Annotated in this window: 16 protein-coding genes; 1 reads left to right on the top strand and 15 read right to left on the bottom strand. The window is 65.6% G+C overall.

Translation table 11 applies throughout. The annotated features are described in order from the left end of the window. The first annotated feature begins 32 nt into the window (after positions 1–32). Positions 33–1,391, top strand: coding sequence for a lipid IV(A) 3-deoxy-D-manno-octulosonic acid transferase (gene waaA, locus ACVK00_RS19080; RefSeq protein WP_284888880.1), 1,359 nt, complete (start codon positions 33–35; stop codon positions 1,389–1,391). A 505-nt stretch (positions 1,392–1,896) separates the two neighbouring features. On the opposite strand, the gene ACVK00_RS19075 is transcribed toward waaA, so the two are convergent. The 15 genes from ACVK00_RS19075 to urtC all read right to left on the bottom strand — a co-directional run bounded on the left by ACVK00_RS19075 (position 1,897) and on the right by urtC (position 12,274). After that, a complete protein-coding gene (locus ACVK00_RS19075; protein WP_284888882.1) occupies positions 1,897–2,166 on the bottom strand; it encodes a hypothetical protein in 270 nt (89 codons plus the stop codon). Beyond that, entirely contained in the window at positions 2,163–2,465 is a 303-nt protein-coding gene (locus tag ACVK00_RS19070; protein WP_228907016.1) for a hypothetical protein, read from the bottom strand. The genes ACVK00_RS19075 and ACVK00_RS19070 overlap by 4 nt, the downstream gene beginning before the upstream one ends. A gap of 9 nt (positions 2,466–2,474) precedes the next feature. Continuing rightward, entirely contained in the window at positions 2,475–2,639 is a 165-nt protein-coding gene (locus ACVK00_RS19065) for a hypothetical protein (RefSeq protein ID WP_324251282.1), read from the bottom strand. An 88-nt stretch (positions 2,640–2,727) separates the two neighbouring features. After that, positions 2,728–3,246, bottom strand: coding sequence for a DUF2778 domain-containing protein (locus ACVK00_RS19060; protein WP_284888884.1), 519 nt, complete (start codon positions 3,244–3,246; stop codon positions 2,728–2,730). 14 nt (positions 3,247–3,260) lie between these two features. Next, entirely contained in the window at positions 3,261–3,746 is a 486-nt protein-coding gene (locus tag ACVK00_RS19055) for an Hcp family type VI secretion system effector (protein WP_228907019.1), read from the bottom strand. A gap of 147 nt (positions 3,747–3,893) precedes the next feature. Continuing rightward, on the bottom strand, positions 3,894–4,541 hold the full coding sequence (ureG, locus tag ACVK00_RS19050; protein ID WP_011656154.1) for an urease accessory protein UreG: 648 nt from the start codon (positions 4,539–4,541) through the stop codon (positions 3,894–3,896). A 14-nt stretch (positions 4,542–4,555) separates the two neighbouring features. Further along, positions 4,556–5,236 (bottom strand): urease accessory protein UreF, encoded by a 681-nt coding sequence (locus ACVK00_RS19045; RefSeq protein ID WP_284888885.1) that lies wholly within the window; start codon positions 5,234–5,236, stop codon positions 4,556–4,558. After that, entirely contained in the window at positions 5,223–5,855 is a 633-nt protein-coding gene (gene ureE, locus ACVK00_RS19040; protein WP_354122926.1) for an urease accessory protein UreE, read from the bottom strand. Before ureE ends, ACVK00_RS19045 begins: the two co-directional genes overlap by 14 nt. A 17-nt stretch (positions 5,856–5,872) precedes the next feature. After that, positions 5,873–7,579 (bottom strand): urease subunit alpha, encoded by a 1,707-nt coding sequence (gene ureC, locus ACVK00_RS19035; protein ID WP_006752110.1) that lies wholly within the window; start codon positions 7,577–7,579, stop codon positions 5,873–5,875. Between the two features lie 29 nt (positions 7,580–7,608). Then, on the bottom strand, positions 7,609–7,914 hold the full coding sequence (locus tag ACVK00_RS19030; RefSeq protein WP_228907022.1) for an urease subunit beta: 306 nt from the start codon (positions 7,912–7,914) through the stop codon (positions 7,609–7,611). Between the two features lie 14 nt (positions 7,915–7,928). Next, positions 7,929–8,231 carry an urease subunit gamma gene (gene ureA, locus ACVK00_RS19025; protein WP_006406310.1) on the bottom strand — a complete coding sequence of 101 codons (303 nt, stop codon included), beginning with the start codon at positions 8,229–8,231 and terminating at the stop codon, positions 7,929–7,931. A gap of 239 nt (positions 8,232–8,470) precedes the next feature. Next, positions 8,471–9,346, bottom strand: a complete 876-nt coding sequence (locus ACVK00_RS19020) for an urease accessory protein UreD (protein ID WP_284888887.1) — start codon at positions 9,344–9,346, stop codon at positions 8,471–8,473. A 189-nt stretch (positions 9,347–9,535) separates the two neighbouring features. Then, complete coding sequence (gene urtE / locus ACVK00_RS19015) at positions 9,536–10,228, bottom strand: urea ABC transporter ATP-binding subunit UrtE (RefSeq protein ID WP_006752107.1); 693 nt, start codon at positions 10,226–10,228, stop codon at positions 9,536–9,538. Positions 10,229–10,232: 4 nt separating this feature from the next. Next, entirely contained in the window at positions 10,233–11,090 is an 858-nt protein-coding gene (gene urtD / locus ACVK00_RS19010; RefSeq protein WP_006752106.1) for an urea ABC transporter ATP-binding protein UrtD, read from the bottom strand. Next, entirely contained in the window at positions 11,087–12,274 is a 1,188-nt protein-coding gene (urtC, locus tag ACVK00_RS19005) for an urea ABC transporter permease subunit UrtC (RefSeq protein WP_284888888.1), read from the bottom strand. The genes urtD and urtC overlap by 4 nt, the downstream gene beginning before the upstream one ends. Position 12,275 lies beyond the last annotated feature (1 nt).

Below are 12,275 nucleotides of genomic sequence, written 5' to 3'. Positions count from 1 at the left end.
CCCCGCATCCTTCGCGGTGACGGAGCCCGCTCATGCTGAGGGCGATCTATCGCGCGCTGTGGTGGCTCGTCGCGCCGATCGCCGTCATCCGGCTCCTTGTGCGCTCGCGCAAGGAGCGCGGCTACCGCGAGCACATCGCCGAGCGCTTCGGCCAGGTCACGGGCCGTTCGCCGGACGATCGCGCGCCGCTGATCTGGGTGCATGCGGTGTCGGTCGGCGAGACGCGCGCCGCGCAGCCGCTGATCGACGCGCTGATGCGTACGCGTCCCGACGCGCGCATCCTGCTCACGCACATGACGCCGAGCGGCCGCGCGACCGGCGAGCAGATCTTCGGCGACCGCGTGCTGCGCTGCTACCTGCCGTACGACATGCCGGGCGCGGTGCGGCGCTTCCTGCGCGCGTGGCGGCCGACGCTCGGCCTCGTGATGGAAACCGAGGTGTGGCCGACGCTGATCGACGAGTGCCGCCGCGCGGACGTGCCGCTCGTGCTGACCAACGCGCGGATGTCCGCGCGCTCGCATCGGCGCGCGGCGAAGTTCGGCGCGGCGACGCGCGACGTGTTCGGCGGTTTCTCGCGCGTGCTCGCGCAGAGCCCGGCCGATGCGGAGCGGCTGACGTCGCTCGGCGCGCGCAACGTGACGGTGCTGGGCAACCTGAAATTCGACATGACCACGCCGCCGGAGCTGGCCGCGCGCGGTCATGCATGGCGCGACGCGATCGGCACGCGGCCCGTGTGGGTCGCCGCCAGCACGCGCGAGAACGAGGAGGCGTTGGTGCTGCAGGCGTTCGCCGCGATGCGCACGCCGGGCGCGCTGCTGATCCTCGTGCCGCGCCATCCGCAGCGTTTCGGCGAAGTCGAGGCGCTTGTCGAGCGCAACGGGCTCAAGTGCGTGCGCCGTTCGGTGTGGGGTGCGGACGCGGCGGCCCTAGCGGCCGGCCGGCCCGCTGCGGTCGAGCCGTTGCCGGCCGACGTGACGGTATTGCTCGGCGATTCGATGGGTGAGCTCGGCGCGTACTACGCTGCCGCCGACGTCGCGTTCATCGGCGGCAGCCTGCTGCCGCTCGGCGGGCAGAACCTGATCGAGGCGTGCGCGGTCGGCGTGCCGGTGCTGATGGGCCCGCACGTGTTCAACTTCACGCAGGCGACCGCCGATGCGGTCGCGGCCGGCGCGGCGATGCAGGTCGCGGATCCGCTCGATCTCGCGCACGTGCTCGACGCGCTGTTCGCCGACAACGCGCGGCGCATCGCGATGGGTGCGGCGGGGGCCGCGTTCGCGGCGCGCCATCGCGGCGCGACCGCGCGCTCGGTCGACGTGCTCGCGGCGTTGCTGCCGCCGGTCGAGCGCGGCACGCGCTCGATGCAGGACGGGCAGGGTGATCAGGATAATTAAGTGTAGGGCTTGCCTTCGAGCGCGCCGTGCTTGAATGATCTGCAACGGGTTGAACGGCCAAGGCCGTGTTAACCTTGAATCAGGTAAGCATGTACGTGGCTTTCTGCCCACTTATAGAGGTATGGGTCGACATAACGACTTACGACGCGATAGAGCGAGCAGGCCGATAAACAGAGCGATCTTGAAGAGCCTACCGGTAAAAGCCATCATTCTCGGGGCGCTATTTCTCAACATGGCTTTTTCTGCCGCGATAGTGCCTCCATAGCCTCATGATCGCCATATACGCAAGCGTTGCCACGAGCAGATTAGTCAGCAGGACGAGCGGAATATATAGATCATCGGGGTCGCGAATGCCAAGCCGATTTGCAACGTGTAGCCAAGCGAGTGCTTGGCTTTCTGGCATTGGTATGGGATATGTGTGGACGTAGGGTGCGGAGAGACAGAACAGGCCGACGAACACGGCGATCTTGAATAGCCTACGGGTAAGAGAGGTCATTCTCAGTCACTATTTCGCGATATGCTTTTTACCGCGATAGCGTCGCCACATCCACATGATCGCTATGTAGGCGAGCACTGCCACGATCAGTTCGATAGTTACCCATCCCCCGATATACAAATCCTCTGGATCGCGGACACCGAGCCAATCCGAAGCGCGCCACCATGCACGCGCTTCGGCTGGCGTCCATTCATGGTATGGTCGGACATAACGAAATGAGAGAAGAAACAATCCGAAAAACAGCACGATCTTGAATAGCCTACGGACAAGAGGGGTCATTCTCGGGCGCTATTTCTCAACATGGATTTTTTGCCGCGATAGTGCTTCCATAGCCTCATGATCGCCATATAGGCAAGCGTTGCCACCAGCAGATCAAGAGCCAGCATCACCGGGATATAGACATCATCAGCTTCGTGCAGGCCAAGGTTTTGCGCGATGCTCAACCACCTGAGCGCCTCGCTTTCTGGAGTCGCCCCATTTCGACCAATGCAGCGCACGGATAGAAGAAACAAGCCAGTAAACAGCGCCATCTTAAGCGATAAACGCCATGATTTTGAAAGGCCTGCGAATTCGGTCATTCTCGGTCACTATTTCTCGACATGCTTTTTCCCGCGATAGTGTCGGCACATCCACATGATCGCGTTGTAGGCGAGCACTGCCACGATCAGTTCGATAGTCACCCACACCACGAAATACAAATCTTCGGGGTCGCGGATACCTAGCGCCTGTGATGTGTACAGCCATGCGCGCATCTGGCTTTCTGTCCATTCATAGGGGTATGGGCGAACATACCGAAGGGACAGGGCGAGTAGGCCCAAAAACAGGGCGACCTTGAATAGCCTACGGACAAGTGTTGCCACGCGTGATGACCTCAATTGTTCCATATGCATTCAACCCAGAATCGCCAGCCGGGATTGGCTTGGTGGCCAACAATGCCGTGCGGATTCTCAGGAAATCGACACGGCTCGGCAATGTGATGCAACCGAGTGAGATACCGTGCCCACTTGCCGGATGCAACCTGAACTGTCCGCGCTTGACACCATTAACCCACGTCACATCATCAATGCGGCCATCATCTCTATACAAAGCGAGCCATTCACGGTGATTTGATGGATTGCCGAAAATGGTATTCCACTCGTCTTTTGCCCATGCGAGCGCCTGAGATCGAATGCCACCTGTGGGGCGCTCTACAATCCAGTATTTACCAGCAGGAATTGGGCCGTTATCGGGCACCGCCGTGCAGCCACCCCGATTACGGAATTCCGCGTTGCCAGAGAACGCATCGAACGTACCCAAACCATTGACGGTAAGGGGGGAAAGAAAGCTGTTATTCACCAGAAATCTACCGGTATAAGCCATTGACTGCTCCCTGCTTATCCGATGTCATTCCATGAATCGGTGAATTTGATATTGCCGTCGAGATAGTGCCACGTGATGCGCTCATACATCATGGAGACCGCTTCAACGTGATTGAGCGCGGCCGCCTGCGACAGTCTGGTATTCGCCATGCCGGGATTGATGCCGCAGACTTTTACGCCTTCGAGCAGCATCACGAAATACACCTCCTCTCTCCCGGCATCATTGATCCGATACCACTTGATCTCGGCCGATTGCAGCGTTTGCCCCTTCGCAACAGCCTTGTAAAGATAGGGAGTCGCCGCGTCGAATTCCTTTTCGAACGCAATCGGTGAATGCGTACGCTTGCCGGTGATCTTGCCGTTAGCGCTATCAACCGGCAGATTTACACCGTGGCCAAAACTGATGATTTCAATGCTTCCTTCACGGTCCTGAACGGTTGACGAGCCTTTGATGTCTGCGCCGCCATCATCCTTAAGCCACATATGTGCGGGAATCGGCATATCGAAAATCCTCACTTACGAAGAAAGCGTAATGTAAGGAGTCGACGCCAGCCGAGTCAATTGCCGTCGCACAGTCGCTGGAGGCTTTTGGGCAGCGGACTCGCTCTTGCGTGCGCAAATGCTAGGTAGTTCTGTCTGGACACTTATTCAAACCGTCAACAACCCCTTCTTCTCGATGAACGCGACGACGTCCGCGACGCCGTCGAGCGCCTTCAGGTTCGTCATCACGTAAGGCCGCTCGCCGCGCATCTTCTTTGTGTCGGACGCCATCACGTCGAGGTTCGCGCCGACGAGCGGTGCGAGATCGGTCTTGTTGATCACGAGCAGGTCGGACTTCGTGATCCCGGGGCCGCCCTTGCGCGGAATCTTCTCGCCGCCGGCGACGTCGATCACGTAGATCGTCAGGTCCGACAGCTCGGGGCTGAACGTCGCCGCGAGATTGTCGCCACCCGATTCAATGAACACGATGTCGGCATCGGGAAAGCGCGACAGCATCCGGTCGACGGCCTCGAGATTGATCGACGCATCCTCACGGATCGCCGTGTGCGGGCAGCCGCCCGTCTCGACGCCCATGATGCGTTCCTCGGGCAGCGCGCCCGCGACGGTCAACAGGCGCTGGTCTTCCTTCGTATAGATGTCGTTCGTGATCGCGACGAGGTCGTAGCGCTCGCGCATCGCCTTGCACAGCATTTCGAGCAGCGTGGTCTTGCCGGAGCCGACCGGGCCGCCGATGCCGACGCGCAGCGGCGGCAGTTTCTTGGTGCGGCGGGCGGGAGAGAGAGCGGGTGCGTTCATGGCGTGGGTCGGGTTCAGGAGCGGAACAACCGCGAATACTGGGTTTCGTGCCGCGCGGACAGGATGCCGAGCTGCGGCGCGAACGTGTTGACGGCGTCGGGCGGCGTGGCGAGCGCGCGGCGCACGGCCGCGTCGATCGCGCCGCGCAGCGCGACGATGATGCGTTGCCCGGCAAGCTGGCCGAGCGGCACCGCTTTCAGCGCGGCCGACGTCTGGTTCTCGACCCAGCCGAAGGCGTACGCGGCGAGCACGGCGTCGGCGCTCGCGTCGTGCGCGGCCGCCGCGTAGGCGAACGCGGTCGGCAGCGCGATCGGCGAAATCGTCGAGAGCGTCGCGCGGCGCGCGGCATCGCCCCATTCGAGCGATGTGCAGAGCTGGGCGAGTGACCAGCCCATCTGCTCGGTTTCCCGGCGCAGCTCCGCCGATTCACGGCTCGCGATGAACCACGCGTTCTCGTGCGCGAGCGCATCGGCGTCGTGAGCGTGCCAGCGTGCGAGCTGGTGCGCGAGGAACGGCAGTTCGCCGTGCGCGAGCACGTCGGTCAGCCCGCTTGCGATCCAGTCGCGCGCGGTGTCGGCGTCGCGGATCAGGTTCGCGTCGAGCGCGGCTTCGAATCCCTGCGAATAGCTGAACGCGCCGATCGGCAGCGCGGGCGACGCGAGATGCAGCAGCGCGACGAGCTCAGTGGTGGTCATGACCGTGGTGGCCGTGCGTGCAGCCCGGACCATGCTGATGATCGTGATCGTGATCGTGATCGTGATCGTGATCGTGCGAGTGCGAGTGCGAGTGCGAATGGCCGTGGTGCTCGCCGAATACCTGCTGCGCGAGCGCGTAATCCTCGGCGAACGTCGCGTCATGTCCGTGCTTGTGACCACCGCCGTACGCACCGGATTCCGGCTGGAACGGTGCGCTCGTGGGTTCGACCTGCGTGCCGAGCCGGCGCAGCATGTCCGCGAGCACCGGATCGGCTTCGAGCTTCAGGTAGCCGTCGCCGATCTCGACCGGCGTGTGGCGGTTGCCGAGGTGATACGCGGCGCGCATCAGCGTGAGCGGATCGCCCGCGCGCACGAGCAGCACGGTCTCGGGCGCCGCGGCGATGCGCACGAGCGCGCCGTCGTCGGCGACGAGCACGTCGCCGTCGCGCAGCACGGTGCCGCGCGGCAGCAGGACCGCGACCTCCTCGCCGGTATCGAGCGTGGCCGCGAGGCGGCTCTTGCAGCGGGCGTCATAGGCGAGCGTGAGCGTCGGCGCGCGCGCGACGAGCGACGCGGCGAGCTTCACGTTCGGGGCAATGCGTTTGTCGAGGGTGCGCATGGAACGAAAACCGGAAATCAGAACAGGAAATAGCGCTGCGCCATCGGCAGCACCGACGCCGGCTCGCAGGTGAGCAACTGGCCGTCGGCGATCACGTCGTAGGTTTCGGGGTCGACGCTGATCGACGGGCGCCATGCGTTGTGGATCATGTCGGCCTTCGTCACGTTGCGACAGTTGCGCACCGGCACGATGCGCTTCGCGAGCCCGTAGCGTTCGGCGATGCCCGCATCGGCGGCCATCTGCGACACGAAGGTCAGCGACGTGCGCGCGAGCGCGCCGCCGCGTGTCGCGAACATCTCGCGGTAGTGGACCGGCTGCGGCGTCGGGATCGACGCGTTCGGGTCCCCCATCTGCGCGACCGCGATCATCCCGCCCTTCAGGATCATCGACGGCTTGATCCCGAAGAACGCCGGTTCCCACAGGACGAGGTCGGCCCACTTGCCGGGTTCGATCGACCCGACTTCGTGCGCGATCCCGTGCGTGATCGCCGGGTTGATCGTGTACTTCGCGACGTAGCGTTTCGCGCGGAAGTTGTCGTTGCGGGCGCCGTCTTCCGGCAGCGCGCCGCGCTGCACCTTCATCTTGTGCGCGGTCTGCCAGGTGCGGATGATCACCTCGCCGACGCGGCCCATCGCCTGCGAATCGGACGACAGCATCGACAGTGCGCCGAGATCGTGCAGGATGTCCTCGGCCGCGATCGTCTCGCGGCGGATCCGCGATTCGGCGAACGCGAGATCCTCGGCGATCGACGGATCGAGGTGATGGCACACCATCAGCATGTCGAGATGCTCGTCGAGCGTGTTGATCGTGTACGGGCGCGTCGGGTTGGTCGATGACGGCAGCACGTTCGCCTCGCCGCACACCTTCAGGATGTCGGGCGCATGGCCGCCGCCCGCGCCTTCGGTGTGGTACGTGTGGATCGTGCGGCCCTTGAACGCGGCGACCGTCGATTCGACGAAGCCGCCTTCGTTCAGCGTGTCGGTGTGGATCGCGACCTGCGTGTCGGTGTCGTCGGCGACCGACAGGCAGTTGTCGATCGCGGCGGGCGTCGTGCCCCAGTCTTCATGCAGCTTCAGGCCGATCGCGCCGGCCGCGATCTGCTCGACGAGCGGCTGCGGCAGGCTCGCGTTGCCCTTGCCGAGGAAGCCGAGGTTGATCGGCCAGCCGTCGGCCGCCTGCAGCATCCGCTCCATGTGCCACGGGCCCGGCGTGCAGGTCGTCGCGTTGGTGCCGGTGGCCGGCCCCGTGCCGCCGCCGAGCATCGTCGTGACGCCCGACGCGAGCGCCTCGTCGATCTGCTGCGGGCTGATGAAGTGGATGTGCGTGTCGATGCCGCCCGCGGTGACGATCAGCCCTTCGCCGGCGATCACTTCGGTCGCGGCGCCGATCGCGATCGTCACGCCAGGCTGGATGTCCGGGTTGCCGGCCTTGCCGATCGCGGCGATGCGGCCGTGCTTGATCGCGATGTCGGCCTTCACGATGCCCCAGTGATCGAGGATCACCGCGTTCGTGATGATCGTGTCGGGCACGTCGGCGGCCACGCGCTGCGACTGGCCCATCCCGTCGCGGATCACCTTCCCGCCGCCGAATTTCACTTCCTCGCCGTAGATCGTGTAGTCGCGTTCGATCTCGATCAAGAGTTCGGTATCGGCGAGCCGCACGCGGTCGCCCGTCGTCGGCCCGAACATTTCCGCGTACGCGCGGCGGCTCAAGCGTAATGTCATGGTGCTGTTCCTGAAGAGTGGGGCGCGGCTTACAGCGGCCCCATCACCTTGCCCTGAAAACCGTAGACGGCGCGGTCGCCGGCCAGCTCGACGAGCTCGACGGTACGCGTCTGGCCCGGCTCGAAGCGCACGGCGGTGCCGGCCGCGATGTTGAGCCGGAAGCCGCGCGCGGCCGAACGGTCGAACGACAGCGCGTCGTTGACTTCGAAGAAGTGGTAGTGCGAGCCGACCTGCACCGGGCGGTCGCCGGTGTTCGCGACGACGACCGTCAGCGTCGGGCGGCCTACGTTCAGTTCGTGCTCGCCGTCGTCGGTGAGGATTTCGCCGGGGATCATGCGGGTGGCCTCGATCACGGAATCGGGTGGTGGACGGTGACGAGCTTGGTGCCGTCCGGAAAGGTCGCCTCGACCTGGATGTCGGGAATCATCTCCGGCACGCCATCCATCACGTCGTCACGCGTGAGCAGCGTCGTGCCGTAGTGCATCACCTCGGCGACGGTCTTGCCGTCGCGCGCGGCTTCCATCAGCGCGGCGGTGATGAATGCGACCGCCTCCGGATAGTTGAGCTTCAGCCCGCGCGCGCGACGGCGCTCGGCCAGCAGCGCCGCCGTGAAGATCAGCAGCTTGTCCTTTTCTCGGGGAGTCAGTTTCATGAAGGCAATCGTTCAGGAAAACGTAATTTTTTATCGGGGCGCGGGGTTTCGGCACAGGCGCGGGCCATCGTAGCACCGCGTCGTTTTCCGTGCGTCCTGTATCCGTTATGTAAGCAGCAAGGTACGTGCCATGCCGATGGAACGTGCGGCGATGCGCGTTCGTGGTGCGCGATGCATGAATGGCGGGCAGCGCGGGCGACGGTGCTGCGCCGAAATGGTGCGTGCCGGGCGGCGCGCGCTCAGGTTTGCCAGAGGCGCAGCGGCCGCGCGTCGACGCCGTGCACGATCGGTCGCAGGTAAAGCCAGCAGTCGGCGAAGTGACGCTGAAGCGCTTCCATCGAGGTCGACAGCGCGCGCACCAGCACGACGCCGGGCGTCACGCAGGTCGCGCCCGCGCGCAGCGTGTCGTCGAACGGCATCCGCGCGGCGAGCGCTTCGGCAAGGGCCGCGTCGCACGCGGCGCCGGCGGCCCATAGCGTGCCGTACACCGGAAAGCCGGCGAGACCCTGCAACGCGCCGCGCAGCGGATCGTGCGCGTCGAGCAGCGCGCGCTCGGTCCAGAGCGGCCGTCCGTCGGCATCGACGAGTGCCGAGCTCGACGCGATGCGGCCGGCCGACCACGTTTCGCCGGCAGCCTGCCTGCCGAGTTGCGTCGCGTCCCAGCCGATCGCGCTCGCGCCCGCGCCGAGCGTCACCGTGAAATCGAGCGCGGCGTGGGCCGCGTCGAAGAACAGGTTGTTCTGCGGCAGCCAGTCGAGCTTCGCGTGCGCGCCGACCGTGATGCCGATGCGTTGCGTCGCGTCGAGACCGTTCGACTTGTACCACTTGGTCGCGCCGGGTGTTGTCAGCACCGCATGCGTGCCGTCGCCGAGCGCGATGCCGATGTCGAGCCGGTCGCCGCCCGCGACGCCGCCCGGCGGGTGAACGATGACCGCGTGGCAGATCGCGTCGCCTTCCGGATACAGCGGCCGCTGCACGCGCAGCGGGCCGTCGTGCAGCCGGTGGACGAGCGTCGTGCGCGCGCCGTGCCGTTCGAAGCCGAGCTCGAGGCGACCGCGCCACGATTTGGCGACGGAGGGGCGGGACAGCGAGGCGTGGGAATCAGGGGCGGACATCGGTGCAAAGCAGGGGCGGGCGCGGTGAACGAGGATGCTACCGCAACAATATACGCTTCGGCGCTCGCGTTGCAGGATGACGCAACGCCGCTCGCAGGCCGTGCCGTTTCGCCGGCGTGGGCCCGACATGCGCTGTTCGGCAAAGCGCCGGATCGGTGGCCGGAAGCGCCGCCGCCCCCGGGCCGCCTGCTACACCGCGATCAGCTCGCGCACGCCGTTCGCCTCCATGTCCCGCGCATCGCCGCCCGCGACGACCTCGCCGCGGCTCATCACCCAGTAGTGGTCCGCGATCGAGCGCGCGAAGTCGTAGTACTGCTCGACGAGCAGCACGGTCATCTTCGATTCGTCGACGAGCTGGCGTAGCGTGCGCCCGATGTCCTGGATGATCGACGGCTGGATGCCCTCGGTCGGCTCGTCGAGGATCAGCAGTTGCGGCTCGCTCATCAGCGCGCGGCCGATCGCGAGCTGCTGCTGCTGGCCGCCCGACAGGTCGCCGCCGCGCCGTGCGCGCATGTCCTTCAGCACCGGGAACAGGTCGTAGATGCGGTCGGGCACCGACGAGCGCGCCTTGCGGCTTGCCGCGCCGACGAGCAGGTTTTCCTCGACGGTCAGCCGCGGAAAGATGTCGCGGCCCTGCGGCACGTAGGCAAGCCCGGCCGCGACACGTGCATATGGCGGCAACGCGCCGAGCGGCGTGCCGCGCCACGACACGCTGCCGCTCTTCGCGGCGACGACGCCCATCAGGCAGCGCAGCAGCGTGCTCTTGCCGACGCCGTTGCGGCCGAGCAGCACGGTGAGCTTGCCGTCTTCGGCGGCGAGGTTCACGTTGCGCAGGATATGGCTGCCGCCGTAGTACTGGTTCAGTGCGTCGATCTTCAGCATCGCATCATCTTCCGAGGTAGGACTCGATCACCGCGTCGTCGCGCTTGACCTGGTCGAGCGTGCCGTGCGCGAGCACCGCGCCGTTGGCCATCACCGTCACGCGGCCCGTGTCGCCCGCGAGCGCCGCGACGAAGTCCATGTCGTGCTCGACGACCATCATCGAGCAGGTGCCGCGCAGCGTGTTCAGCAGCGCGGCGAGTTCCATCGTCTCGTGGTCGGTCATCCCGGCCGCCGGTTCGTCGAGCAGCAAGAGGGCAGGGCGCTGCATCAGCAGCATGCCGATCTCGAGCCGCTGCTTCTGCCCGTGCGACAGCTCGCCGGCCGCGCGATATGCATCGCTTTCAAGGCCGATCAGCGCGAGCGTTTCCTCGATCTTCGCCTGCGCGGTGCGGTCGAGCCGCGCGCGCAGCGACGCGAGCCAGCCCTTGTCGGTCTGCATCGCGAGTTCGAGGTTTTCCCACACCGGATGCTGTTCGAACACGGTCGGCTTCTGGAATTTCCGGCCGATGCCCGCACGCGCGATTTCCGGCTCGTTCATCCGGGCGAGATCGATCGTCTGGCCGAGAAACACCTTGCCCGCATCCGCGCGCGTCTTGCCGGTGATCACGTCCATCATCGTGGTCTTGCCCGCGCCGTTCGGACCGATCACGCAGCGCAGCTCACCGGCGTCGATCGCGAGCGACAGCTTGTTCAGCGCGCGAAAGCCGTCGAAGCTGACCTCGATGTCCTCGAGGTAGAGGATCGTGCCGTGCGACGTGTCGATGCCGGGCGGCACCACGCGGCCCATCGATGCGGTGCCGCTGACGGTCAGCAGCTCGTCTTCGGCCGGTGGCGTGAACTGGTAGAGGGCCGTGCCGTTCATCCGCGTTTCCCCTTCGCAAGCAGCGTTTCGACGAGGCCCATGATCCCGCGCGGCAGCAAGAGCGGCACCAGCACGAAGATCAGGCCAAGAAAGAACAGCCAGTATTCGGCGAAGTACGCGGTGAAGAAACTCTTCGCGCCGTTCACCGCGAACGCGCCGACGATCGGCCCGATCAGCGTGCCGCGCCCGCCCACCGCGACCCAGATCGCCATTTCGATCGAGTTGCCGGGCGACATCTCGCCGGGATTGATGATGCCGACCTGCGGCACGTATAGCGCGCCCGCGATGCCGCACAGCACGGCCGACAGCGTCCACACGAACAGCTTGTACGCGAGCGGGCTGTAGCCGAGGAACATCAGCCGCGTTTCGCCGTCGCGCACCGCGGTGACCACGCGCCCGAGCTTGCTCGTGACGATCGCGCGCGCGGCGATGAACGCGAGCACGAGCGTCGCGAAGGTCAGCAGCAACAGCACCGTGCGCGTGCCGGGCGACGTGATCGCAAACCCGGCGATGCGCTTGAAGTCGGTGAAGCCGTTGTTGCCGCCGAAGCCCGTCTCGTTGCGAAAGAACAGCAGCATCGCGGCGAACGTCAGCGCCTGCGTGATGATCGACAGGTACACGCCCTTCACGCGCGAGCGGAACGTGAAGAAGCCGAACACCCACGCGAGTACGGCCGGCACGAGCACGACCAGCGCGAGCGCCCAGGCGAGATGCTGCGTGCCGCTCCAGTACCAGGGCAGCTGATGCCAGTCGAGGAACACCATGAAGTCGGGCAGGTCGCTGCCGTACTTGCCCTCGTGGCCGATCTCGCGCATCAGGTACATGCCGATCGCATAGCCGCCGAGCGCGAAGAACAGCCCGTGGCCGAGACTGAGGATGCCGCAGTAGCCCCACACGAGATCGAGCGCGAGCGCGGCGATCGCGTAGCACATCAGCTTGCCGCCCAGCGTCATCGCATACGCGGACAGATGGAACGCGCTGGACTCGGGCGCGACCAGCGCGGCCAGCGGCACGCCGATGCCGATCGCGATGCACAGCGCGACGAGCGCGAGCCAGGCGCGGCGCGACAGCAGCGCGGGGCGCGGTGGCAGGCCGAGCGCGAAGGTTTCCTTCGCGGGCACGGCGGCAGCGGGTTTCGGCGCGTCGGCGACCGGGTTCGACAACGAATCGGTGATTGAAGTCATG

The sequence above is a fragment of the Burkholderia sp. PvR073 genome, assembly GCF_054055695.1.
This window is presented reverse-complemented; position numbering and strand designations above follow the sequence as displayed.

Coding starts and splice junctions, on each gene's coding strand:
- waaA (WP_284888880.1), top strand. CDS start 33: ATGCTGAGGGCGATCTATCGCGCGCTGTGGTGGCTCGTCGCGCCGATC.
- ACVK00_RS19075 (WP_284888882.1), bottom strand. CDS start 2,166: ATGACCCCTCTTGTCCGTAGGCTATTCAAGATCGTGCTGTTTTTCGGA.
- ACVK00_RS19070 (WP_228907016.1), bottom strand. CDS start 2,465: ATGACCGAATTCGCAGGCCTTTCAAAATCATGGCGTTTATCGCTTAAG.
- ACVK00_RS19065 (WP_324251282.1), bottom strand. CDS start 2,639: ATGCGCGCATGGCTGTACACATCACAGGCGCTAGGTATCCGCGACCCC.
- ACVK00_RS19060 (WP_284888884.1), bottom strand. CDS start 3,246: ATGGCTTATACCGGTAGATTTCTGGTGAATAACAGCTTTCTTTCCCCC.
- ACVK00_RS19055 (WP_228907019.1), bottom strand. CDS start 3,746: ATGCCGATTCCCGCACATATGTGGCTTAAGGATGATGGCGGCGCAGAC.
- ureG (WP_011656154.1), bottom strand. CDS start 4,541: ATGAACGCACCCGCTCTCTCTCCCGCCCGCCGCACCAAGAAACTGCCG.
- ACVK00_RS19045 (WP_284888885.1), bottom strand. CDS start 5,236: ATGACCACCACTGAGCTCGTCGCGCTGCTGCATCTCGCGTCGCCCGCG.
- ureE (WP_354122926.1), bottom strand. CDS start 5,855: ATGCGCACCCTCGACAAACGCATTGCCCCGAACGTGAAGCTCGCCGCG.
- ureC (WP_006752110.1), bottom strand. CDS start 7,579: ATGACATTACGCTTGAGCCGCCGCGCGTACGCGGAAATGTTCGGGCCG.
- ACVK00_RS19030 (WP_228907022.1), bottom strand. CDS start 7,914: ATGATCCCCGGCGAAATCCTCACCGACGACGGCGAGCACGAACTGAAC.
- ureA (WP_006406310.1), bottom strand. CDS start 8,231: ATGAAACTGACTCCCCGAGAAAAGGACAAGCTGCTGATCTTCACGGCG.
- ACVK00_RS19020 (WP_284888887.1), bottom strand. CDS start 9,346: ATGTCCGCCCCTGATTCCCACGCCTCGCTGTCCCGCCCCTCCGTCGCC.
- urtE (WP_006752107.1), bottom strand. CDS start 10,228: ATGCTGAAGATCGACGCACTGAACCAGTACTACGGCGGCAGCCATATC.
- urtD (WP_006752106.1), bottom strand. CDS start 11,090: ATGAACGGCACGGCCCTCTACCAGTTCACGCCACCGGCCGAAGACGAG.
- urtC (WP_284888888.1), bottom strand. CDS start 12,274: ATGACTTCAATCACCGATTCGTTGTCGAACCCGGTCGCCGACGCGCCG.